This window comes from Nitrospinota bacterium (assembly GCA_016235255.1).
Classification (GTDB): Bacteria; Nitrospinota_A; UBA7883; order UBA7883; family JACRLM01; genus JACRLM01.
Map to the genome: position 1 here is coordinate 30,763 of JACRLM010000066.1, position 26,889 is coordinate 57,651.

5 protein-coding genes are annotated in these 26,889 nt (G+C 60.5%); all 5 read left to right on the forward strand.

Going from position 1 to position 26,889, the window contains the following annotated elements; genetic code table 11:
- Nucleotides 1–216 precede the first annotated feature (216 nt).
- Genes HZB29_08560 through HZB29_08580 form a run of 5 tightly spaced genes read left to right on the forward strand, consistent with a single transcriptional unit; the run spans nucleotide 217 to nucleotide 26,887 of the window.
- Entirely contained in the window at nucleotides 217–8,508 is an 8,292-nt protein-coding gene (locus HZB29_08560) for an amino acid adenylation domain-containing protein (protein MBI5815644.1), read from the forward strand.
- Entirely contained in the window at nucleotides 8,505–13,031 is a 4,527-nt protein-coding gene (locus tag HZB29_08565; protein ID MBI5815645.1) for an SDR family NAD(P)-dependent oxidoreductase, read from the forward strand. The genes HZB29_08560 and HZB29_08565 overlap by 4 nt, the downstream gene beginning before the upstream one ends.
- A complete protein-coding gene (locus HZB29_08570; protein MBI5815646.1) occupies nucleotides 13,028–16,483 on the forward strand; it encodes an amino acid adenylation domain-containing protein in 3,456 nt (1,151 codons plus the stop codon). The genes HZB29_08565 and HZB29_08570 overlap by 4 nt, the downstream gene beginning before the upstream one ends.
- Nucleotides 16,476–22,130 carry an acyltransferase domain-containing protein gene (locus tag HZB29_08575; protein ID MBI5815647.1) on the forward strand — a complete coding sequence of 1,885 codons (5,655 nt, stop codon included), beginning with the start codon at nucleotides 16,476–16,478 and terminating at the stop codon, nucleotides 22,128–22,130. The genes HZB29_08570 and HZB29_08575 overlap by 8 nt, the downstream gene beginning before the upstream one ends.
- On the forward strand, nucleotides 22,127–26,887 hold the full coding sequence (locus tag HZB29_08580) for an amino acid adenylation domain-containing protein (GenBank protein MBI5815648.1): 4,761 nt from the start codon (nucleotides 22,127–22,129) through the stop codon (nucleotides 26,885–26,887). Before HZB29_08575 ends, HZB29_08580 begins: the two co-directional genes overlap by 4 nt.
- The last annotated feature ends 2 nt before the right edge of the window (nucleotides 26,888–26,889 follow it).

A 26,889-nucleotide genomic window follows, 5' to 3' on the forward strand; every position in this document is an offset into this window, starting at 1 on the left:
AATAGTAACAAAACGAAATTTCTTTAGTAATTTCAGCTTGTTGTCAGATTTTAGACCCGTTATAACAAAGTTCTGTTGCGTCAAATTATTTAATGGGTTAGATTATTAAGCTGATTGGTGATCGTGGGGGGACGCATACTTTACCTTGATGGGGGAAACGTGTCCTCAAACGCGGTTAAAAAGATGATTGTCCAAGCAGTTGAAATGGAAAAAGCCTTGAAATTTTCCTCGATCACCGAGGTTTTATCATGGCGGGCCTCCCGCAATGGCGATAAAACAGCCTTCACGTTCCTTCATGAAGGCAAAACTCCGGAGCGTTCCATTACATTCCGGCAGTTGGACGAGCAAGCATGCGCATTGGCCACAACACTTAAAGACCTGGGCGCCGAGGGGGAAAGGGCGTTGCTCATATATCCCGCCGGGATCGAGTTTGTGGTGGCGTTCATGGGATGCCTGTATGCGGGCGTCATCGCCGTCCCCCTCCCGCCGCCGGACTCGGCAAGATTGAAAAGGAGCCTTCCAAGGCTCAACCTTGTGGCGGAGGATTCCGGGGCCAAATTCGTCCTTTGCCTGGGAAACATGGCGCAAACGCTGGAATCTTCCCTGGTGGACTACAAATGGCTTAAAAGCATGCGCCTGATCGCCACTGACGGCCTTGGGATGGCGGGGCAAACCGGATTTAAGGGCGCCGCCGCGCCGGAAGGCATAGCTTATCTGCAATACACCTCCGGCTCCACCTCCGATCCCAAAGGGGTGATAGTGCGGCATGAAAACATCATGGCCAACTCCATGTGCGTACAACGCATGTGGAGCTATTCGGAGGAGAGCGTATCGCTTGTGTGGATGCCCAATTTTCACGACTACGGGCTTGTGGACGGGATTATCCAGCCCATATTCTCCGGCGCTTCGTCATATTTAATGTCCCCGATGGCATTCCTGAAAAATCCGCTGCGGTGGGTGGAGGCGGTGTCGCGGTTCGGGGTGACAAACAGCGGAGGTCCGAACTTCGCCTTCGAATACTGCGCCGCCAAAATCACACCGGAGAAAAAAGCGGGGCTGGACCTTTCACGATGGAAGGTGGCCCATTGCGGCGCCGAACCGATCCGCAAGGTTACTGTGGACAGTTTTACGAAAGAATTTTCCATATGCGGATTCGACAGCCGATCGTTCTACGCCGGATACGGCTTGGCCGAGGCCACGCTGATGGTCACCACCAAACGCCGGGGGAGCGAACCGCCGTTTTTTACCGCCTCCGCCGCAAGCCTGGAAAAAGACCTGGCCGTTCCGGCGGATGGAGGGCAAAAGGCCCGTCATATCGCCGGATGCGGCGTCCCGGCGGGGGATATGGACGTGGTCATCGCCGATCCAGACAGCCATGCGCGGCTTGAGCCTGGAAAGATCGGCGAGGTGTGGGTGGCTGGCCAGCCGGTGTCGCCCGGCTACTGGGGGAAAGAAAAGGAGAGCGGCGATACTTTCCGCGCTCAACTTGCCGGGGAATCGGCCGCAAAATACCTTCGCACCGGCGACCTTGGATTCATGCTCGACGGCGAGTTGTATATCACAGGACGCCGAAAGGACCTGGTGATCATAGGCGGGGTGAACCATTATCCGCAGGACATCGAACTGACGGTGGAAAGCTGCCACCCGAACCTCCGCAAGAACGGGTCGGCCGCGTTTTCCGTGGACGTGGAGGGGGAGGAGCGGCTTTGCGTTGTGGCGGAGGTGGACAGCGCCGCCAAGGAATTTGGCGCGATACTCCGGCAAATCATCTCGGCGGTCTCGGAAAACCACGAGTTGGAAGTCTTTGCGGCGGTCCTTATCAGGAAGGGGACGTTATTGAAGACCACCAGCGGCAAGGTCCAGCGCGGCGCCTGCCGTAAAGTGTTCCTCGAAGGGGGGCTGGAGGAGGCCGCCGTAATGCGGAAGAAAGCCATCGGGCACGCGTCCCACCCGGCAGGCGGTGGAACTGGCGCGGCTGGAAAAATTATGGCTAAAGAGCAGGCGGTAAATTCAATATCCGTACTGCTCGCCCAAAGGCTTGGCCTGCGGTTGGAGGAAATCGTCCCCGCCGAAACGTTCTCAAGTTTCGGCCTGTCGTCGCGGGAGGCGGTACGTCTTGCCGGCGAACTTGAAGAGGCCTTCGGAATGGAGCTTGCGCCCACCATTCTCTGGAAATATCCGACGGTGGACTCTCTGGCGGGGCATTTATGCGGGGAAGCAGACCTGGCGCAGCCTTCATCTTTGGAGCGGCGCAACAAAAATTCAAGCAGCGAGCCCATCGCCATTGTGGGGATTGGCCTTAAGTTCCCGGGGGCGGACGATCCGGACTCGTTCTGGAGGATGCTTTTGGAGGGGAAGGACGCAATATCGGAAGTTCCCGCCGGAAGGTGGCCCATTGAAGATTATTACGATCCGGCCCCGGCCACACCCGGGAAGATGAACACCCGATGGGGAGGGTTCATCGACGGGGTGGACATGTTCGACGCTGAATTTTTCGGGATCACCCCCCGCGAGGCGGAAGCAATGGATCCGCAGCAGCGGCTTGTTCTGGAAACGGCATGGCGGGCGCTGGAGAACGCCGGGATTCCACCGGCGGGGCTTGCCGGATCGGCTGGCGGAGTGTTCATTGGCGTAAGCGCGGACGATTATTCCAGGCTCCAGTTCAATCAGTCGGCGTCGTCGAGCGCATACGCCGGCACAGGCTCATCGCTAAGCCTTACGGCCAACCGCCTGTCGTATTATCTGGACCTTAAAGGCCCTTCTCTGGCGGTGGACACGGCTTGCTCGTCATCCCTTATGGCCGTGCATCTTGCGGTGGGCGCCCTGCGGCGCGGCGAGTGCGATCTGGCGCTGGCCGGAGGGGTGAGCCTGACGCTCACACCGCACGCCACGGTGGCGTTGTCGCAGGCGAAAATGCTCTCTCCCACGGGGCGATGCAGGACTTTCGGCGCGGATGCGGACGGATACGCGCGCGGCGAAGGATGCGGCGTCGTGGTCATGAAAAGTCTTTCTGATGCGCTGGAAAGCGGCGACAGGATAATTGCAATTGTCCGCGGCTCGGCGGTGAACCAGGACGGCAGGAGCAACGGGCTGACCGCGCCAAACGGGCTTTCCCAGGTGGAAGTGATGCGCCGCGCGCTGTCGGACGCAGGTGTGGAGCCGCGCAGCGTGGGATATGTGGAGGCCCACGGCACCGGCACTCCTCTGGGCGATCCGATAGAGATGGAATCGATAAAGACCGCCTTTGGCGGAGCGGATGGGGATGAGGCTCCATGCCATACCAGCTCCGTGAAAACGAACATAGGCCATCTGGAGGCGGCGGCTGGGGTGGCAGGGCTTATCAAAACGGCGCTGTCTCTGTGGCACGGGAAGATACCACCCCATGCGAATCTGAAAAAAATCAATCCGCTGATAAAGCTTGAAGGGACGCGGTTTGCCATTCCCGAGAAGGTGGAGACATTCCATTCGCATAACGGCGTCCGGCGGGCGGGGGTGAGTTCTTTCGGATTCGGCGGGGCGAACGCCCATGTGATACTTGAAAGCCACGATCAGCCGATTGATGCGCCATCAACGCCGGAAAGACCCTTGCACGTCATCGCCATCTCCGCCAAGAACGGCGCGGTTCTTATGGAACTTGCCGCAAAATATCTGAACCTTTTGGAAAGTGATCCGGCGATCCGGCTTGCCGATCTGGCCTGCGCGGCCAACGCCGGGCGCTCCCACATGCCGGTGCGGGCGGCGTTTGTGGCCGGGTCCTGCGCCGAACTTGCGGAGAAACTTCGCGTATTTATCAGGGAGGGCGCTCCGGCGAAGAAAAGCGCGGGCGTGAAAACCGGCGATACGTCCAGGCTCCCGGCCCATGATGAGGATATGTTTGCAAGCAGGGAGAAACTCGAACAACTGGCGGCCGCATACAGGGACGGCGTCAACGTGGACTGGACGAAGTATTATTCAAGGCGGCGGTGTACTGCCTTTGGCGCCCCTTTATATCCGTTCCAGCGCAAGCGCCATTGGGCTTTAACCGAACATCATGGAACACAGCCCGGCCGCGCCGCCACGGAGCTTCCGGGGGAGAAGATCGAATTGGCCGATCCTCCCGGCGGCTGTGTCTATCAAGGCGCGATATCGGCTGCGGCGACTCCCTGGATCGCAGGGCACATAATAAACGGTGAAATGGCGCTTCCCGGCGTAGCGTACATGCTTATGGCCCTGGACGCGGCTTTCGGAGAAGGGGAATCCGTGGCCGGCGTCGAAATGAACGATATACGGTTTGACAACCTGATCATCGTCAGGGGGGCGGGGCAAAAGGATATTTTCACCCAATGCACTCCGGATGGGGATGGCCACTCAATCGCTATTTACTCCGCGCCAGATATCAACCACATGAAATGCGGGATTCGCAAATATCCGCGGTCCGGCCAATCCCGCGGTCTGTTGCCTGTGGATGAAATAAAAGCGAGGCTCGGCGAACCATCAACAGGGGCCCGATTCTATGAGGCATGGGTCGGCCGGGGTTTCAGCTGGAGCGAAGGTTTTAACAACGTTACAGATTTGTGGACAGGGGAGGGGGAGGCGCTGGCGTTGGTGGAAACGCCATCGGGCTCCGGTCTTGGCGTACGCGCCGGAATTCTTGACGCCTGCGGCCATTCTTTGGCCGAGATCGCCGGGGGGATGAACAAGGGAGTCTTCGTCTTCAAATCGGCGGACTCGTTCAGGATGCACCTGCCCATCGCCGGGAAGAAGTTTTGGTCCCACGCAACGGGCAATTACAGCGCGGTGGAAAATGCGCTGACCGGGGACATCACCATCGCTTTGGAGACAGGCGAAGTGGCCGCGGAATTTCGCGGGGTGCGATTGGTGTTCATAAACGCCATGGCGGAAGCCGCGGCCGTACCCGCCGCCAAAGAGGCCGATCCGATCAATGACGATCTTCTCCAGACCTACGGCGCGGACATGGAAAAGGCGATCCGCGCATGGCTGGCCTCGGAAGCGGGCCGGATATTCATGATCAAGGAAGACGAAATTGATATAGACACACCGCTGGGGGCGCTTGGGATGGACTCCCTCATGGCGATGGACCTGGCCGACTCGATATCCGCCAGGTTGAAAATCAAAATCAGCGCTGTGGAACTGATGGGGGACGATGTGAGCCTTGCCGGGCTTGCAAAGCATCTTGCCGGGCCGCTTCCGGACACTGCGAATGAAGCGGCCGGGCTTATAATCCCGGAGGCACCCACGGCGGAAAATTTTTCTCCCCTTTCATACGGGCAGCGCGCGCTGTGGTTTGTCAGCAAAATGTCGCCGGACAGCGCGGCGTACAATGTGGCCTTCGCCGCCGCCATCCGTTCGCAAATCGGCCATGGAGCGTTGCGCGCCGCCCTCGATACGCTGGCGCAAAGGCATCCGGCTTTGCGGACGGTGTTCACGATGGCGGGCGGGGAAGTCAAATGCAGGGAATTGGAGGAGGGAAGGATCGAATTCAACGTCACGCAAGCGCTGGGATCCGATGACGCGGCTGTCCGGGAACAGGTGAACAAAGCTTACGGGCGTCCCTTTGACCTTGAGAACGGCCCCCTGGCGCGGGTGGACATCTTCACCCGCTCGCCCAAAGATCACGTCATGCTCGTCACGGTGAGCCATATCATCTGCGATGGATGGTCGCTGTGGCTGCTGATGGACGAGATGGGCAAGCTTTACGGGGCGCAAGTAAAAGGGACAACGGCGGACCTGCCTCCGGTGGCCAAAACGTACGGCGATTTCACCTCGTGGCAAAAGGGGATGGTGGACGGGCCGGAGGGGCGCAAGAGCCTTGAATACTGGACGAAACGGATTTCCGGGGACATCCCGCCACTGGATCTGCCCGTGGACAGACCAAGGCCGGAGGTGAAAACGGAGAACGGCGCCACTGTCAATTTTGATATGCCGGGAAACGTTTCGGAAGGGATCAAAAGGCTGGCCAGGGAGGCGAACACCACCCCCTATACAGTGGCGCTCTCCGCCTTTTTCGCGTTTTTATACAGGTACACCAACCAGGAAACATTGCTTGCCGGATCGCCGATGGCCGCGCGCCCTTCCTCCGGGTTTTACGGAGTGGCGGGTGATTTCGTCAATCCGGTGGTGATGCGGGCGGACATCAAAAAGGGGCAGACCTTCAGGAGCCTTCTGGATCAGACGCGCGCCGTTGTGATGGAGGCGATGGAACGGCAGGACTACCCGTTCGGGCTGCTGGTGGAAAAACTGAAAGTCCGGCGCGACCCGGCCCGTTCGCCGCTGTTCGATGTCATGTTCATCTACCAGAAGCCGCAGCAGTCCGCCGGGATAATCGGCATGATGGCCGTGGCAGGGAACGGAGCTTCCTTCGAATGGGGAGGGCTTGCCATGGCCCCGTTTGGCGTGGCGCAGCAGGAAGGGCAGATGGACCTGGCCCTGGAAATAGCCGAGACTCCGGACGCAATGTTCGGCTCCATGAAATACAACACGGACATTTATGGTTCGCAGACCGTTTCACGCATGGCTTCGCATTATATGCGGATGCTGGAAGCCGCGATAAATTCACCGGACACGCCAATCGCCGCCGCCCCGATGATGCGCGACGAAGAGCTCCGGGGGGAGATAGACACGTGGAACGCCACGGACATCCGGTTTGACATGCCGCGCCCTGTTCACGAAATATTCGAGGAAGCGGCGCGCCGGGCGCCACAATCGCCAGCCGTGATTTCTGAAACAGGCCGGATTACTTATGGAGAGCTGGACGCCGCTTCGGACAGGATCGCTCTAAGGCTCGTTGAAGAAGGATGCGTTCCCGGAGGGCTTGCGGCGGTGTTCATGGAACGCTCGCCGGAGGCGCTGGCGGGGATCATCGGCGCGATGAAGGCGGGGCTCGCCTATGTCCCGGTGGACCCGGAATACCCGGCGCAACGGGTGGAGTTCATGCTTGGCGACGCTTGCCCGGCGGCGGTGATCGCAAACAGCCGGACGGCGTCAAGGCTTGCTCCCGGCAAATGGAAAATCATCCCGGCCGATTCACCATTGAACGGCGCCAAAGGCCCGGCAAAGGCTAAAACTGAGGCGAAAGTTGCGATGGACTGTCTGGCATATGTGATATACACCTCCGGCTCCACGGGAACGCCTAAAGGAGTGATGGTCACGCACGCCAATCTTTTCAACTCCACCATGGCCCGGATGGCGTATTACGCCAAAGCGCCGGAACGATACCTTCTATTATCGTCATTGTCGTTCGACAGCTCCGTGGCGGGGCTGTTCTGGACATTATGCTCGGGCGGGGCGATTGTCCTGCCGCCGAAGGATTTTGGCAAAGACATCGGTTCGCTGGCGGACTTGATCGCGCGGGAGAAAGTGACGCACACCCTGGCGCTTCCTTCGCTTTATTCGCTCCTGTTGGGCGGGCCGGACGCATCAAAGCTTGAAAGCCTCAAGGTGGTGATAGCCGCCGGGGAGGTGATCCCGCCATCCCTGCCTGTCCGGCATCATGACCTGGCGCCGGGAGCGGATTTTTACAACGAATATGGCCCCACGGAAGGGACGGTGTGGTGCTGCGCTCATAAATGCGAAGCGGACAACGGCGCTTCGGCCGTTCCCATCGGGCGGCCCATCGCCAACGCGAAGCTATATGTCCTCAATGAAGCGATGGAACCTGCGCCGGCAGGTGTGGCAGGGGAGCTGTACATCGGCGGGCCGCAGGTGGCCAAAGGTTATTTGAACCAGCCGGAACTTACGGAAGAAAGATTCGTGGCGGACCCGTTTTCGCGCGGCGGCCGGCTTTACAGGACCGGGGACATCGCGCGGCGTTTAAAAGACGGCGCCCTGGAATTCATCGGCAGGATGGACGGGCAGGTGAAGGTCCGTGGATACAGGATAGAACAGGGAGAAATCGAGGCGGCGCTGCTTGCGCACCCTTCCGTAAAGGAAGCGGCAGTGACTGCGTGGAGCGATCCGTCCGGCGGCAAGCGAATCGTCGCATACATAACCTCCGCCAATGGGGCGCTGGACGTGTTGCGTATAAAGGAATACCTGGGAGGAAAGCTCCCTTCATTCATGGTCCCTTCGGCGATTGTTACCCTGGATGCGATGCCGCTGTCGCCAAATGGCAAGCTGGACAAAAAGGCGCTCCCCGCCCCGGACATGGACACCTTGCGCGGGGAAAATGAATACACTCCTCCGTCCAACGAGATGGAGACGCTCATCGCGTCTGTGTGGGGCGGGCTGCTGAACATGGAAAAAGTGGGGGCGCGGGACAATTTTTTCGATATGGGGGGCCATTCGCTGCTCATGGCGCGGGCGCACGCGGCCTTGCAGGAAAAAATGGCGAGGAACTTCTCGATAGTGGAAATGTACAAGAATCCGACCATAGAGTCGCTGGCCGCCGCCCTTGCCGGGAACGGTGATGACGGCGCACCTTCCGCCAAACTTGCGGAAGCGGCGGCCCGGGGGGGACTGCGGGGCGAAATGAGCCGGATGCGGGCGGCCAGGCGCGGGATGAAAAAATGACAGGGGCGCAAGCGGGAGGACATCCGGAATACTCCGGAAAGGTTGCGGTGACAGGCATGGCGCTTCGCATGCCCGGGGCCAATACTCCGGCGGAGTTCTGGGCGAACATCTGCGACGGGAAGGACTGCATAACGGCATTCAGCCGGGAGGCGCTTATCCAAGCGGGGGTCAAGCCCGCGATAGTGGACAATCCGGACTACGTCCGCTCCAAAGGGATTATTGATGCGGTCGAAATGTTCGACGCGGCCTTTTTCGGATATTCCCCCCGCGAGGCGGAGCTTATGGACCCGCAGGGGAGGATATTCCTGGAATGCGCGTGGGAAGCGATGGAAGACGCCGGATACGCCCCCGGCTCGTTCCATGGCGCGGCGGGCGTCTTCGCCGGGGCGGGGATGAACACATACCTTGCCAGCAACGTATATCCGTGCGCGGACCTTTCGGAAACTTCGGCCATGTACCTTGCCATGACCGGCAACTCAAACGACTTTCTGGCCACCCGGGTCTGCTACGCCATGAACTTCACCGGGCCGGGAGTCACCGTGCAGACCGCATGCTCCACGTCGCTTGTGGCGGCGCACATGGCCTGCCAGAGCCTTTTGGGAATGGAGTGCGACATGGCGCTGGCCGGCGGCGTGGCGATAAGGACTCCGTACATCGCCGGGTACATGTACCAGGAGGGGATGATCCTCTCCCCGGACGGCAAATGCCGCGCCTTCGACGCGAAGGCCAAAGGGACCGTGCCTGGCTCCGGCGCCGGGGTGGTGGTCTTAAAAAGGCTGGAGGACGCCATAGCGGATGGCGACCGGATATACGCTGTGATATCAGGCTCCGCCATAAACAACGACGGATCGGCAAAGGCGGGCTACACGGCGCCGGGGGTGGAGGGGCAGTCCTCCGTTATCCGGGAGGCGCACGCCGTGGCGGGGATCGAGCCTTCGTCCATTACATATGTGGAGACCCACGGGACAGGGACGACGGTGGGAGACCCGATAGAGATATCGGCCCTGAACATTGCCTTCGGCGCTGGCGCCGGCAAAAGGGGATGCGCCATAGGGTCGGTGAAATCGAACATCGGCCATCTGGACGCGGCGGCGGGAGTGGCCGGGCTTATAAAGACGGCGCTGGCGCTTCACAACAGGAAAATCCCCCCCAGCGCGCATTTTAATACGCCGAACCCGGCCATAGATTTTTCCTCCGGGCCGTTCTACATGAACACTTCACTTTGCGGCTGGATTTCAGCAAACGGCGCTCCAAGGCGCGCCGGAGTGAGCTCATTTGGCGTTGGGGGGACCAACGCCCACATGGTATTGGAGGAGGCGCCGCAAGGGGCCGTTTCAGGCCCTTCACGGCCATTGCAGGTGATCACCGTGTCCGCCCGGAGTTCCGAGGCCCTTGCCCGGGCATGTTCAAACCTTGCGGACAGGTTCCGCGATGAACCTTCAATCTCGCTTCCGGACGCGGCGTACACGCAGGCCGCCGGCCGCAAGATTTTTGGGCACAGGAGGGCGTTGGTGTGCGGATCGGCGATGGAAGCTGCGGACGCGCTTGAACAGGCCGCAAACGGGCCGGGGGTGGAATCCGTTGATGACGCAGACATACCGATAGTCCTGATGTTCCCCGGCCAGGGGGCGCAGCATGTGGACATGGGGCGCAAGCTGTACGAAGCGGAGCCTGTTTTCCGGGAGGCGATGGACCGGTGCTTTGCGATACTGAAAAAAACGGCGGGGTTCGATCTGCGCGGCGTCATGCATCCGGAACGGGCGACACCGGAAGCGGCGGAGCTTATCAACAAAACGGAATACGCACAGCCCGCCCTTTTCGCCACTGGATACGCTCTCGCGGAATTGTGGGCCGAATGGGGCGCAAAGCCTTCGGCGATGATCGGCCACAGCGTGGGCGAGTACGTGGCGGCATGTATCGCCGGAGTGTTCCCGCTGGAAGAGGCGCTGCCGCTTGTGGCCGGACGCGGCAGGCTGATGGGGAGCATGGAGCCGGGGGCTATGGCGGCGGTGATGGCCGGGGAAGATGCGGCGCGCGCCGGGCTTATGGACGGACTTTCCATTGCGGCGGTGAACGCTCCGGAGGCCTGTGTGGTGTCCGGGCCGGAGAAGTCGGTGAAAGCTTATATGGATGCCGCCGCGAGGGACGGACTTGCATGCGCTCCGCTCCACGTGTCCCACGCATTCCATTCGGCGATGATGGAGCCAGCCGCGGCGCCTCTTTGCGATCTGGCCGGAAAGCTGAAACTTAACGCGCCAACTATTCCATTCGTATCCAACGTCACCGGCGGTTGGATCACCCCGGCCCAGGCGCAAGACCCCGGATACTGGGGGACGCATCTTATGAAGACCGTGATGTTCGGCGGCGGGATCGCCACAATCGCCGGCAAATTAAAAAACGCCGTTTTCATCGATGCGGGGGCTGGCCGGACGCTTTGCTCCCTTGCGGCCAGGAACATCGGACCTGCCGCCGGATTTGCCATTATCCCTTCCATGCCCCATCCGAAGGACGGAAAGGATGGCCACAGGTTCATTCTCGAAGCGCTCGCAAAAGTGTGGCAGGCGGGGGGCGGGGTGGACTGGACCGGTTTTTACAAGGGAGAAAAAAGACAAAGGATCGCGCTCCCCACATATCCGTTCGAACGCAAGCGGCACTGGCTCGAACCTGCCGGGCGCGGCGGTGATGCGAAAAGCGGCCGGGCCGATATATCAAAATGGCTTTACGCCCCGTCGTGGACCCCATCTTTGCCGCCCGTCATCGGAAATGAACGTGCGCCGGAGCTTTGCGTTGTTTTCGGCGCCGCCGGATTGGGCGAGGATTTAATAAAGAATTTTAGCGCCGCAGGCCGCAAGACAATCTTCGTTACAACCGGCGATGGTTATGCGGAAAACGCCGGCGGATCATACACGGTCAATCCAGCGTCCAAAGATGATTACGTAAAACTGTTTTCGAGAATCCAGCCGGACGGCGGGATTCTCGTCGCGCACACGTGGCTTGCCGAAGAGACAGACGGTGAGGAAGCTGATTTAAAGCTTGGCTACTACAGCCTTCTTGGCATCGTCCAGGCGCTGGACGAAACCGGAATTATTGGGCGCGCATCCGTGTGCGTTGTGACGCGCGGAGTTTTCGATGTGACCGGTAAAGAAGACATCCACCCCGCCCGTGCGGCGGTATTAGGCCCGATTTTGAGCGCCCCCAGGGAATATCCCGGACTGACCACCAGATGCGTGGACATCGGCGGCGTGAGACCAGATGTTGAAAGTATCGCGCGCGAAATCCTCCACGGGCATGGGCAAGTGGCGGCCATACGGGATGGAAGAGGCTGGACGCAAGGATTATCCCCGGTTCCGCTTTCATCAAAATCAATCCAACCTCTCCGGGAAGGCGGGGTGTATGTGATAACCGGAGGGCTGGGGGCCATCGGCCATGCGCTGGCTGTGCGGATGGCCAAAACAGCGCGGGTGAAGCTGGCGCTTATCGTCCGCTCGCCGCTGCCGCCGAGGGAACAATGGGCTGCTTATTCGGACGGTCATCCACTGGGCGATCCTGTATCGCTAAAAATCGCCAGGGCGATGGAGATTGAAAAACTGGCGGAGCGGACGCTTGTGATCGCGGCGGACATGGGGGATGAAAAGGTTGTTGCCGATGCGTTGGCCAAAGTGGAAAAATATCTGGGCGCGGTCAACGGGGTGGTCCATTGCGCCGGGGAGACCGGTGAGATATCGCTTAAGACCCTAAGCCAGACAGATTTTCAGATCAGCGAGGCCAACTTCGCCCCAAAGGGGCGCGGTGCGTTGGCCATAGAAAAAGCGTTGCGGGGCAAGAATCCCGATTTTTGCGTGTTGATGTCGTCATTGGCCTCCATGACAGGCGGCGTGGGCTTTACCGCGTACTCGGCGGCGAACGCATATATGGACGCGGTGGCTGTGAAGGCCGGCCGCGAATCGGCCGCGCGGTGGATCACGATCAACTGGGACGGCTGGCGCCATTCCGCCGGAAAAGTGTTGGGTGGAATCGGAAACGCCGAGGCGGAGAGCCTTTTGATATCGCCGGACGAAGGAGTGTATCTGTTTTTTAAAATAGTGGCCGATCCCTGGTCTGCAAGGATGGTGGTGTCCGTTGTCAATCTGGCGGAAAGGGACGAAATAATTGGCGGGATGCGAAAGCGTGCCTTCACGCACACTGCCGTGGCGCAAAACGGGAATGGCCGCAAAACCGCAACGCATCCGCCACGCAACGAGGTGGAAAAAAGCCTGGCACTGATGTGGACGAACCTTCTGGGAGTGGAGACGGTGGGGATCCACGACGATTTTTTCGAGATGGGAGGCCATTCGCTGCTGGCCACTCAGATCATATCAAGGGTAAAAAAGGAATTTGGCGTGGAATGCCCGCAGTCGGCCATTTTCCAGTACCCAACAGTGGCCAGGCTGGCCGGGACGATAAGCGGAATGCAACTGGCGGAGAAGCTTGCCGGAGTTGAAACCGGCGATCCGCCTGCCGCCAGGGAAGAGATGGAACTGTGAGCGTAAAAGAGCTTTTGGAAAAACTCGGCGGGCTGGACGTGCGAGTGCGCGCGGACGGCGGCAGGCTTAAGATAAGCGCGCCGGAAGGGACGCTCACGGAAATGCTGCGCGGGGAGATCGCCGGACGCAAGGGGGAGATAATCGCCTTTCTGGCGGAAGCGGCGGGAACCCGCAAGAGCTCCAGTATCGTCCGCGTCCCACGCGAGGGCCGGATTCCGCTCTCCTCGGCGCAAAGACGGCTGTGGTTCATGGACAGGATGGAGGGGCCCGGCGCGGCGTACAACATGCCAGCGGCCTTTAAGCTGACCGGCCGGTTTGACGAAGCGGCGTTTTTCAAGGCGGTGGACGCGATAGTAATGCGCCATGAGACGTTAAGGACGGCGTTCCCATCGGAAGACGGCGAGCCGTACCAGAATATTCAGGGCGCGAGCAGGGCTCCTGTGGCATATGACGATCTTACGGCGCTGCCGCATGAAGAGCGGGAGGCGAAAGCATTGCGCTCGATAAAAGAACTGACCGCAAGGCCTTTTGACCTTTCCGAGGGGCCGCTTCTGCGGACACACCTGATTAGGACAGGCGAGGATGAAAGATACCTGGCCTTTTCGATAAGCCATATCGTTTCCGACGGATGGTCGGCCGGGGTCTTCACGCGGGAGATTGAATGGCTGTACGAAGAGCATCTTTGCGGACGCGGCGCCGGGCTGCCGGAGCTTGAGGTCCAATATGCCGATTATTCGGCGTGGGAACGCGTGGAACTCGCGGAAGGAAAACTCATGCGGCAGGTGGAGTATTGGCGCGAGACCCTTGCAGGAGCCCCGCCGTCGCTAAACCTTCCGGCGGACAAGGCGCGGCCGGCCATTCAAAGCTCGCGCGGCAGGACCATTGGCTTTGCGATAGGGGACGATGTACGCGCAAGCCTGGCGAGGATATCCGCCCGGAGCGGCTCCACGATGTTCATGACCCTGGCGGCGGCATACGCCGTCACGATGGGCCGTCTTTCAGGGCAGGAGAGCGTGGTGATCGGCGTTCCCGCGGCGAACCGGAACACGCCGGAGTTGGAGGGGATGATCGGCCTTTTCGCCAACACACTTCCGTTATGGATAAAACTGGACGGCAATCCGTCTTTCACAACTCTGTTGGAACGCGCCAGGCTTGCCGCCATCGGGATGTTTGAGAACAGCGAAGCTCCTTTTGAAAGCCTGGTTGCCGCGTTGAATCCGGAAAGGGATTTGAGCCGCAACCCGATAGCCCAGACCCTTTTCGCCCTGCACAAGTCGCCCCGGCACTCCATGTTTCCGGAGCTTAATTTCCCAGGCGTGAAATCGGACACTGTGGAGATCGAAAACGAGCATGTGCGGTACGACGTGGAAACGCACATGTGGGAGACCGGCGGCGGGATAGGCGGGCTTCTTATGTACAACACGGGCATTTTTAATGAATCCACCGCACGGAGGCTGGCGGCCCGATACGTAATGCTGGCCGAATCAATAGCCGCCGATCCGGAGAAGCGGATATACGACTACGGCCTGCTGACGGCTGAGGAGATAACGCTTGTCTCGGATTGGGGAGGGACTGTGTCCGCCAATCCCGCGGGGACTGTCCATGGACTGTTTGAAAAAATCGCGGAGCAAAAGCCGGACGCGGCGGCGGTGATATCAGGCGATGAGACAGTCAACTATGCTCAACTAAATAGCCGGGCCGATGCGCTGGCCGTAAGGTTGGCCGCCGCTGGCGCGGGGCGCGGGGCGGCCGTTGGGATATTCATGGAGCGCGGGGCCGGTATGGTGGCGGCGCTTTTGGGCGCGCTGAAATCCGGCGCGGCTTATGTGCCGGTGGACCCGTCGTACCCGAAAGAGCGGGTGGAGTTCATGCTCGCCGATTCGGGGATCCGCGCCGTGGTCACGAGCGCCGCGCTGGCCTCTTCACTTCCAGCCGGTGATTTTAGCGTTGTGACGATGGAAGGATTGTCCGGCGCCGTGGCGGCCGAAGAGGATCGCCCCGCTGAAAAAATATCGTCCGATGATCTGGCGTATATCATCTACACCTCCGGTTCCACAGGCAAGCCCAAGGGAGTGATGGTGACACACTCCAACGTGGTCAACTTCCTTTCGTCCATGGCCGAGGCGCCGGGGATATCGCCGGAGGAGACGGCTCTTGCGGTCACAACAATATCCTTTGATATCGCGGCGCTGGAGATATTCCTGCCGCTTACATCCGGAGCCCGGGTGGTGATCGCCTCCACCGGGCAGGCGCGGGACGCGGCCAGCCTCATGGCGCTGATGGAAAAACATTCCGTCACCTTCGCCCAGGCCACGCCGTCCACATGGCGGATGCTCATCGAGGCCGGATGGAACGGCGGGACAGGCCTTAAAGTCCTTTGCGGAGGCGAGGCCCTTTCAACGGAGCTTGCGGCGAAGCTTCGCGCGCGATCGGGCGCGTTATGGAACATGTACGGACCGACAGAGACCACAATCTGGTCATCCATATATCGCGTGACGGATGCGGACATGGAAGGGGGCGTTGCCACACAACCTGTCGGCAAACCAATCGCCAACACGGTCATGCGGATTCTCGACGCCGTCCTCAAGCCTGTTCCCATCGGCGCGGCAGGTGAACTTTACATCGGGGGGGCTGGAGTGGCGGCCGGGTACAAAAACAGGCCGGAGCTCACCGCCGAGCGGTTCATACCTGATCCATCCGGCGCCACTGGGGCAAAGTTGTACAGAACCGGCGACCTGGCCCGCTACCTCCCCTCCGGGGATATTGAGTATCTGGGCCGCAGTGATTTTCAGGTGAAATTCCGGGGACACAGGATCGAGCTTGGCGAGGTGGAATCGGCAGTGGCCTCCGCCCCGGGGGTGGCGCGGGCAGTGGTTGTTGTGCGCGAGGATGCGCCGGGGGACAAGAGATTGGTGGCGTATGTCACCCCAAGCAAAGCTGAACACGCCGAGGACGCTATAAAGGTGGCCGTGAAAGCGAAGCTGCCAGACTACATGGCGCCATCGGTTTATGTTTTCATGGACGATCTGCCGCTAACGCCAAACGGCAAGGTGGACCGCAAGGCGCTTCCCGCGCCGCGGAATAAACATCGCGCCCCTTCGGCGGATGCTCGCCCGGCCAACGATCTGGAGCGGGACATGGCCGCCATATGGGGCAGGCTGCTGCAAAAGGAAGACGTGAGCGTAACAGACAACCTTTTTGACATCGGAGCGCACTCGTTCTTGATCGTGAAGGCCCAGGCGGTGATAGAAAAAGAACTGGGGATCAGAATGGAGACGATAGAGATGTTCCGCAACCCCACCATCCGCTTGCTGGCAAGGCGGCTTGGCGAAGCTTCACCGGGAACGGCCACTTGCGCCACCTTGGATCATTCGTCCACGGCGGAAAAGAGCAGGGGTGCCATTGCAAGGCAACGGGCGTTGATGAAAAAAATAAGAGGAGCCAATGGCTGATAAGTACGAGCAGACGGGGCTTGAGCCTATCGCGGTGGTGGGGATGGCCATGCGCTATCCCGGCGCCGCCACAGCCGAAGGATTCTGGGCGAATCTGCGCAACGGGGTGGAGTCCGTCCGGCGTTTCACCGATGAGCAGCTTGCCGCCGCTGGAGTGGCCCCGAAGCTTGTGAAAGATCCTCGGTATGTGAAGGCGCGCGCGGTGCTGGACGGGATAGACATGTTCGACGCCTCTTTTTTCGGATTCACGGAGTTGGAGGCGCGCCAGACGGACCCGCAGCACAGGCTGTTTCTCGAATGCGCGTGGGAGGCGATGGAGGACGCGGGGTATGACTCCACCAAGTACTCCGGAAGGATCGGCGTTTTCGGCGGGTGCGGGTTCAACTCCTACCTTGCTCTAAACTTGTCCGAGGGACTCGATGCCGGCGATCCGGCCGGGGCCTATGGGCTTTACATTGGCAACGACAAGGATTTCCTGTCCACGCGCGTGGCGTACAAATTAAACCTCACGGGGCCGGCCGTCACCGTGAACAGCGCGTGCTCCACCTCCCTTGTGGCGGTCCATTTGGCCTGCCAGAGCCTTCTTTCATACCAGTGCGACATGGCGCTGGCCGGAGGCTCCTCTGTCAACGCCCGGCAGATGGAAGGGTACCTTTACGAGGAGGGGATGATTTTAAGCCCAGACGGCCATTGCAGGGCCTTTGACGCAAAAAGCTCCGGCATCGTGCCGGGAAGCGGGACGGGGATCGTCGCGCTCAAACGGCTGGAGGACGCGCTGCGCGACGGCGACACGGTGAACGCGGTGATATTGGGCTCCGCGGTGAACAACGACGGCGCCGTGAAGGCCGGGTACACCGCCCCCAGCGTGGACGGGCAGGCGAAAGTGATAAGCGAGGCCATCGCCATCGCCGGGGTCGAGCCTGAGACCATAAGTTATGTGGAGGCGCACGGCACCGGTACGCCGATGGGCGACCCGATAGAGATCGCGGCGCTCACGCAGGCTTTTGGGACCGGGAAAAAAGCATATTGCGCCATAGGTTCGGTGAAGACTAACATCGGCCACACCGACACGGCGGCGGGGGTGGCCGGACTGATCAAGACCGCGCTGGCGCTTAAAAACCGCGAAATCCCGCCAAGCCTGAACTACACGGCTCCAAACCCGGCGATTGATTTTGCGAACGGGCCGTTTTTCGTGAACGCCAGATTGCGCCCGTGGGAAGCATTGACCGGGCCGCGCAGGGCCGGTGTAAGCTCGTTGGGGATAGGGGGGACGAACGCCCATGTGATCATGGAGCAGGCTCCGGCGCAAAGGGATGCGGGAAAATCGCGCAAATACTATCTTGCCCCCATGTCCGCCAAAACCGGCAAAGCCCTTGAGACGATGCAAGGCGCCATTGCGGAACGGTTGTCCGCCAATCACGTGCCCATCCAGGACGCGGCGTACACCCTTGGCGTGGGCCGCAGGGATTTTGCGGACCGCTCGGCGGTGGTGTGCGCGGGAGCGGATGACGCGGCGCGAAAGTTGAAAAGCGGCGCGGTCATCACAGGCGAGGCGGGAAGCGGGGCTCGGCCTGTTGTCTTCATGTTCCCGGGGCAGGGGGCGCAAAGCGCGAACATGGCGCGGGGACTGTATGAAACGGAGCCTGTGTTCAGGTACGCCATGGACGAATGTTTTGCGATCCTGAGCGGCGTGATGGACACCGATCTTAAATCCATACTCTACCCGTCTCCGGGCATGGAAGCCGAGGCGGCGTGCCAGCTGACTCGCACAAAATACGCCCAACCGGCCCTTTTCGCGGTATGCCGTTCGCTTGCCGTGGTGTGGAGGAAATGGGGCGTGACGCCATGCTGCTCCATCGGGCATAGCGTGGGGGAATATGTGAGCGCGCATCTTGCCGGGGTGTTTTCGCTGGAGGACGCGCTAAAACTTGTTGCGGCGCGGGGAAGGGTCATCGAAAAACAGCCCGGGGGCGCCATGACGGCGGTGTTCATGGACGAGCGGGACATCGCGGGGATCGTCAATGGCGAAATCTCTATCGCCGCAGTGAACGCGCAGGACGTTTGCGTGCTCTCCGGCCCGGTGGCGGCCGTGGAGCGGATTGAGGCGCAGTTCGGATCGCGCTCGATCTCGTTCAAAAGGCTCCACACCTCGCACGCGTTCCACTCGGCGATGATGGAGCCTGCGGTGGCGGAGTTTGAAAAAATCGTCCGCGATATGAAGCTTGACGCTCCGCGCTTTGCGTTCATCTCCAACGTCACGGGAACCTGGATCACCAAAGAGGACGCGGTTGATCCTGCGTACTGGTCGAAACATATCCGGGCAACGGTGCGCTTCTCCGGGGGAGTGCGGGAAATAATGAAAAAGTACGAAGACGCGGCGTTCCTTGAGGCCGGGCCGGGCCGGACGCTCTCGGGCCTCGTTTCGCGGCACGGCGCGAAGTTGTCCGTGGCGTGCCTGCCTCATCCCGGCGAGGAGGTGGACGATGTGGAGAAGGCGCTGGACGCGTTGGGGCGCCTTTGGGTGAATGGCGCCCGGGTGGACTGGCAAGGATTTAATGAAGGCCGGGAGGGGTGCCGCGTGAGCTTGCCGAAATATCCATTCGAGAAAAGACCCTATTGGGCCGGAGGCAAGGCATCCGGCCATGCGAAAGCGGCGCTGGTGAAGGAAACCGACATGTCGCGCTGGTTTTACGTCCCCTCTTGGAAGCGGACTCCTTCTTCGCCAAAGCAGGAAGGAACGGGCGACATCCTTGTATTCACGGACAGGGAAGGGAGCGGCGCTTTCCTTGCCGCCCGGCTGGCGGAGCGCGGGATGAGGGTGACCACCGTATATGGCGGCGAAGCTTACGAGGCGGGCGATGGACATTTCACGGTGCGGCCCGATTCGCCGGAGGATTGCCGGAAACTGTTCGGGGCGCTCGGAACGGTCCCCGGCAGGATCGCCCATCTTTGGGGGATGTCGGCGCAGTCCGGTGAGGAAAGCGTGGACGATGCGCTCGGGCGGGGATTTTACAGTCTGGTCAATATCGTCAAACAGGTGGAAAGCCTTGGCAGGAAGATTGAGATATCTGTTTTCACGCGGGACTTGTGGCGCGTCACCGGAGACGAAAACCTGCGCGTGAATTATTCCACCGTGATGGGGCCGGTGCGGTCGGCCTGGCTGGAGAACGAAAACATAAGCATGCGCAACATTGACTTCGATTCGCGCACCATCCACTCGAAAGGATTCACCACCACGGCGCTGGGGGAGATACTTTCCGGATCGGAAGACCGGGTGGCGGCGTACAGAGGCCGCAGCAGGTGGGTGGAGACATTCGCAAGGCTCCCTCTCGGCCCTGTGGATGCGCGGCCCGGATGGATCCGTGAAAACGGGGCGTACCTTGTCACCGGCGGACTTGGCGCCATCGGGCTTGCGGTGGCCGGGCGCATGGCAGGCGTGCGCGGGGTGAAGCTGATATTGGGGGGGCGCGGGACACTCCCGCCAAAAAGCGAATGGGACGGCATACTGGCGGGCCGGGGAGGGGACCAGGCGGCGCGGCTTGGCGCGTTCATCGCCGGAACCGAGCGCCGGATCAAGGACGCCGCCGGCATACGCACCATAGACATGATCGAAGGATTTGAAGAGCGGATGAACGCGCTTTGTTCGTCCATCGTGGTGGACTATCTTGCGTCGTGCGGGGTGGCGGTCCGCAAGGGCTCTTCCACCTCGGCCGAATCCGTCAAGGCCACTCTTGGGATCATACCTAAATTCGAAAAATTCTATCTTGCCTTCCTTAGGATGCTCGGGGAAGACTCCATCATCCGCGTGGAGCGGGGGGCATTGACGTTCCTGAAAGACGCCGATGAAATTCCACGGTCAAAAGAAATGTCCGCAAAATTGCGCGCGGCCTATCCCGGATTTGAGGGGATGTTGTCGATACTGGAGCATTGCGGCGCAAGCTATAAGGACGCGCTGTCGGGCAAGATCGAGGCGATAAGCGTGCTTTATCCAAAGGGCGGGGCTGGCCTGATGGAAAGCGCGGTGGCCAACACGGAGAAACATACCCAACATGACACATACATAAGCCTGCTGGCCGAAACCGTGGCGCATCTGGCCGCCAAACAGGGCGGAGCGCGCATCCTGGAGTTCGGCGGTGGAAACGGGGCCGTCACGCGCAAGCTCGTCCCGCTTCTTCGCGGGATGGACGTGGAGTATCACTTCACGGACATCGGACGGGCGTTCACAGTGGCCGCCAGAAACAACGCAAAAAAGCATGGCCACGATTTCATGAAATTCGGCGAGCTGGACATAAGCCGCGACCCGGCCTCGCAAGGCTATGAGCCGGGTAGTTTTGACGTTGTGTTCGGGCTGGACGTGGTCCACGCCACCCCAAAAATAGAAGAGACGTTGCGGCAGGTGAAAAAACTGTTGAGGCCCGGCGGCGCGCTTTTATTGGTGGAGTCCACATCTTTCTGTCGCTGGTTTGACATGGCGTGGGGGCTGGCGGAAGGGTGGTGGTATTTTAATGACACTCAGTACCGCGCAGGTTCGCCGCTTGTGCGCGCGGACAAGTGGGAGCTGGCGCTGGCGCGTTGCGGATTCACCGGCGCGCAAGCCTGGCCCAAAGAGGAAACGGAAAGAAACACCAGCGGATGCGCCATGATAACGGCCTTTAACGGAGTTGCGGACGCGCGGGAAGAAGGCCATGGTCTCATTGGCAAGATACAGGCCGTCAGGCGGCTGGAAAGTATGGGCGCCACAGTGGAGACGCTGGGCGCCGATGTGGCCGATTGCGCCCGGTTTGCGGAGGCATTGGCGGCGGCGGAGGAGGTGACCGGCCCCGTATCCGGAGTGATACACGCCGCCGGGCTGGAGGCGAGCGGGACAATCTGCGGCGCCGCGGCGCACAACGCGGCGCGCGAGTTCGCCCCTAAAATCCACGGCATGATCACTCTGGACAAATATTTCGCCCACCGGCGGCTTGATTTCATGGTCCTGTTCTCGTCCCTAAGCTCCGTGACAGGAGGGGCGGGCCAGGCCGGATACGCGGCTTCGAACGCGTATATGGACGCATACGCCCAAAAGCGCCACGCATCGGATGGAGTGACCGTCAGCGTCAACTGGGACATGTGGCGCGGCATGGGCCTGGCCCGGCGGCTGCTTGACCGGATGGAGAAAGTGGCCGGCGGCAAGCTGGACGCCGGGATGAGCGGCGCTCAGGGGGTGGACGCGTTTGAAAGGATCATGAACGGGACTTGCGAGCCGCAGGTGATCGTCTCGACGGCGGACATCCGCCAGGTGATCGCAAAGTCAAAAGAGATGTACTCCAGCCTACTTGACGGAGCGGGTGGCGGGGCTGGACGCAGGCCGGTGAATGACAACCTGGACGCCCTTAGCCAGACGCAACGCGCCGTCGCACGGATATGGATGGACACTCTGGGCGCCGATGTGGCCGGCGTGTCCGACAATTTTATCGAATTGGGCGGGGACTCTTTGACGGCCATAAGGATCGTCTCCCGGATACGGGACGAGTTCGGGGTGGAGGCTCCGGTGCGCATCGTGTTCGAGCGCCCCACCATCGGCCAGTTCGCCGGATGGATTGAAACGGCGATGGGCCCAAGCGGTGGAAACGTTGTTGTGGACGAACTGGAGGAAGGCGAGCTGTGAAATCAGCCGAAGATATAATCCGGGAACTGGATGGGCTGGGGGTAAAGCTCCGGGTGGAAGGCGAAGCCCTGCGCTATAAAGGCCCCAAAGGCGCAATCACCGGGCGGATGCGGGAGATCATCGGCGGGATGAAGGCCGAAATCATGGCGGCCGCCGCCCGCATGGCGGATGACATACTGCCGCCTGTCATAAACCGTGAAAGGGGGGAAGGAGAGGCGCTGCCGCTGTCATTCGCGCAATTGAGACTATGGTTCCTGTACCGGATGGAGGGGCCCAGCCCAACTTACAACGTCCCATCAGCGCACAGGATTAAAGGGAAGCTGGACATTGGCGCGTTGACAAAAAGCGTCAACCATATCATTGCTCGCCATGAGCCGTTGCGTATGCGCTTTTTCGAGAAAGATGGCGAGGCGTACCAGGCCGCGCGCCCGGTGATGGAGATAGATATACCAGTGGTCCGCCTTGCGGCCGATTCCCATGACGCGCGGATGGAACAGGCGCGGCGCATGGCAAGCCAAGAGGCGCTAAGGCCGTTTGATCTGGCCGCGGATCCGCTGATCCGGGTGTCCATGGTGGAAATAAGCGAGGACGACCGGCTGTTGCTTATAACGCTCCACCACATAATCGCCGACGGGTGGTCGGCGACAATTCTCACAATGGAACTGGAGAGACTGTACGATTCGTATTTAAACGGCGCCTCTGTCAATCTACCATCGCTCGGGGTGAAATATTCCGATTACTGCCAATGGCAGAAGGATGTGCTAGTGGGTGAAAGGCTGGACAGGCAGGTCGCCGTTTGGACAGAAAAGCTGAAGGGGGCCCCTGCGCTTCATTCCCTGCCGCTGGACAGGCCACGCCCGGCCTTGCAAAGTTTTAAGGGTGAATCGGTATATTTCACCATCGGCGCGGACTTGACCGGACGGCTCAAGGCGTTCTGCCGCCAGGAAGGGGTGAGCCTTTTCATGGCCACACTTGCGGCGTTCGCGGCGATAGTGGCGAAGTACGGCGGGAAGGAGAGCATGGTCATCGGCGTTCCGGCGGCCAACCGGCTTCGCAAAGAGCTTGAGCCGCTCATCGGGCTTTTCGTCAACACGATTCCCCTGAGGGTGGAGGCCGGACTGGCGCTTTCGTTCAGGGAGCTTGCGGCGCGCACAAGGGAAGTTACGCTGGACTCTTTTTCCGGCCAGCAGGCCCCGTTTGAAAAACTGGTGGACGTCCTCCAGCCGGACCGGAACATGGCGTACAATCCCCTTACGCAGCTTTCGTTCATCCTGCAGGACAAAAACATGGGGACGCTAAAGCTCGGCGGGATCGCCATCGAGCCTTTCCCCACGGAGTGCAACACCGCCAAGTGCGACCTGACCCTTACCGTGCAGGAGGGCGCCGCCGGGCTGGACTGTTTTATCGCCTACGCCTCGGACATTTTCTGCCGCCCCTTCATCACCGGCATGGCCCGCCATTATCAAAACCTGATAGACCGCGCCCTCGGCGAACCGGACCGCCCCGTGGGCCAACTCGACCTTATGGACGGCGAGGAGCGGCGCCTTGCGCTAACGCAATGGAGCGGGGCCGCCAAATGTTCGAGGCACGACGGGCCTCTCGCCCATGAAATGATCGGCCAGGCCGCCAAACGCCATCCTGACGCAATGGCGGTGTCCGATGGAGCGTCGAGCCTCACGTACGCCCAGCTTGACGCGCGGGCGCTTGCCATCGCAAAAAGCCTTGCCGCCCGAGGCGCAGGCCCGGACAAAATAATCGGGATATGCCTGGAGCGTTCAGTTGACCTTATCGCCGCCATACTGGGAGTTTGGAAGGCAGGCGGGGCGTATATGCCGATAGACCCGGATTTCCCTCCGGCCAGGATGAAGTACATGGTGGAGAACTCTGGCGCGGTGGCTGTGATCACATCGTCCACTCTGGAACATGCCGCCGTCGAGGCTGGCGCTCCTCTGGTTTTTATTGATCGCGCATTCAAAACTTCTTCCGAGCCCGTATTTATCCATTCTGCGCGGCCCGAAAACCTGGCGTATGTCATATATACCTCCGGCTCCACGGGCCAGCCCAAAGGGGTGATGATAGAGCATCGCTCCTTAAGAAACCTCGTTCATGCGGTAAATAAGAGCATATATGAACCGTATGAGGGGCGGTTGAACGTGGCGCTTCTCGCTTCGGAAGCTTTTGACGCCTCGGTAAAGCAGATAGCGACGGCCCTTTGCCTTGGCCACACCCTGTTCGTGGTGGACGGGGCCACAAAAAGGGACGACAAGGCGCTCAAGGAGTTCTTCCGCAAACACAGGATAGACATGACCGACTGCACACCGAGCCTTCTTTCCGTGATGATCAACGCCGGGATACCGGGTGACGTGGAGTTGCGCCTGAAACATATAGATGTGGGGGGTGAAGCGCTGACAAAAACCCTTGCCGCAAACTTCCATCGGCGAGCGCTCGGCACGGGAGTCACCCTTACCAACGCCTATGGGCCGGCGGAATGCTGCGTGGACGCGGCGAATTTCAATATTGATTCCTTCGCGCCGGGAGAACGGGGGATTGTGCCCGTGGGGGCTCCTCTTCAGAACGTCCGGATTTACATCCTCGACGGGGAACTTGCGCCTGTCCCGCCCGGTGTGCCCGGGGAGATATGCATCGCCGGCGAGGGGGTGGGCCGCGGTTACATAAACAATCCAGCGCTCACGGCGGAACGCTTCATAGGCCACGGACCGCTGGGCGAGGCGCGGCTTTACCGCACCGGCGATATCGGCAGATGGTCCCATGACGGAATGGTGGAGTTCATCGGGCGCGCCGACGGCCAGGTGAAGGTGCGCGGTTACAGGATCGAGCTGGGGGAGGTGGAGGCGGCGCTAAAGAGCATACCCGGCGTGAAGTCCGCGGCGGTGGCGGCGGTGGAATTGGAGGACGAAACCCGGCGGCTGGAAGCGCTCTTGCAAGTGTCAAGTCCGGTGACCCCCGGCGGGCTGCGCGCAACGCTGCTGGAAACGCTGCCGGAGTACATGGTCCCGTCCCGGTTTTACGTGGTGGACTCCATTTCGCTGAACACAAGCGGAAAACTGGACAGGGGCGCGCTGGCGGCAATGAAAAAAACGGCGCTGGACAGCGGCGAGGAATTCATGGCCCCACGCGGGCAGCGGGAGGAAATTCTCGCGGAAGTGTGGCGGTCGGTCCTGGGGCTTGACAGGGTAAGCATCCGCGACAATTTTTTCACCATCGGCGGCGATTCCATAAAAGCGTTGCAGATAGCCGCCCGGCTGCGCGAAAGGAATTTCGAGATCGCCATACGCGATCTGTTTTCCCGCCCCACCATCGAAGGACTGGAGCCGCTGCTAAAGGCCGTGAAACCCGAGGTGGACGGGGAAAATTCCGCCGATGGCCCTGTTCACCTTACCCCGATACAACTATGGTTTTTCGGCCAGTTCGGCGGGAACAAGGCGCATTTCAACCAGACCCTTCTGCTTGCGGCCAAGGAACGGCTGGACGAGGCCGCCCTGCGCAAAGCGCTGGAGGCCGCGACGGGAAGGCATGACGCGCTGCGCTCCCGGTTCTTCGGGCATGACGGGAAATGGACACAAGAGATTGGCGGGACTGACCGGCCTTTCAGATTGGACGTGGTGGACCTGACGGCCGAGGAGCATCCGGCCGGGGCGCTGAAAAAGCACGCTTCACTTTTGCAGGCCGGGATTGACATGGAACGCGGCCCGCTGTTCAACGCGGCGATCTACAGATTGAAAGATGGCGACAGGCTGTTTATGACCTGCCATCACCTGGTGGTGGACGCCGTCTCATGGCGTTTTATTTTGGAGGACCTTGCCGCAGCTTACCAGCAGGCGTCCAAAGGCATGGCCCCAAAACTGCCGCCCAAACCTTTCCCGCTGAAAAAATGGGCCGCGCAGCTTTCCGCCTCGGCCAGCTCGATTGCGGCAGGCCAGATGGAGCACTGGAGCGAAGTGGAGGCGGAGGCGGTAAAAGCGCCGCGGCTGGCGCCGTTCAAACGCGGGCTTTATTCGGAACGGACGGAGGCCACCCGCTTGCTTGGCGCGGACGCCACATCAAAAATGCTGGACGGGGCCAACAAGGCATTTAACACGCGGCCGCAGGAACTTATGCTTACGGCGCTTCTGCGGACTTTTCAAAAGCTCGGCGGCGGCGATTCGATGGCTGTGACCCTCGAAGGCCACGGCCGTGAAGGTATCTTGCCCGGCGCCGATGTGAGCGGAACAGCCGGGTGGTTCACATCCAAGTATCCGGTGGTGTTCACCTCACCGGATGGTGAAGATATCGCCTCGCAGATTAAAGCGGTGAAGGAAGCGGTGCGGCGGACGCCCCATGGCGGAGCCGGGTACGGTGTCGCCCGGTATATGGCGGGGCAAAGCCCGGACGGCGGAATGTGGAGCGACCCTGAAATCCTTTTCAACTACCTTGGCGGCTTTGAAGAGCTGGACAACGATCTTTTCGGCAGAGCGTTCGAGGATGTTGGGCCGCACGCCTCGCCGGATGCGCGGGTGGGATGCGGCATCGAGCTGGTCTCGTACGTCTCGCGGGGAAACCTGGAAATATCGGTGTATTGCGACGGCCCGTCTTACACGGAAGGTTTTGCGGGGCATTTCGCGGAACGGTATATCAGGGAGCTGGAATCGGTGGCGGAGTTTGCGCTGTCGATGGAGAATCCGCAGCTCACTCCGTCGGACATAGACTACGACGGGTTCGGCATCGCCCAACTCGACGAATTCATCAATAAGCTGTAGGC

Bases quoted from the DNA above. Each gene is read 5' to 3' on its own strand.
- HZB29_08575 (MBI5815647.1), top strand. From the start codon at position 16,476: ATGGCTGATAAGTACGAGCAGACGGGGCTTGAGCCTATCGCGGTGGTG.
- HZB29_08565 (MBI5815645.1), top strand. From the start codon at position 8,505: ATGACAGGGGCGCAAGCGGGAGGACATCCGGAATACTCCGGAAAGGTT.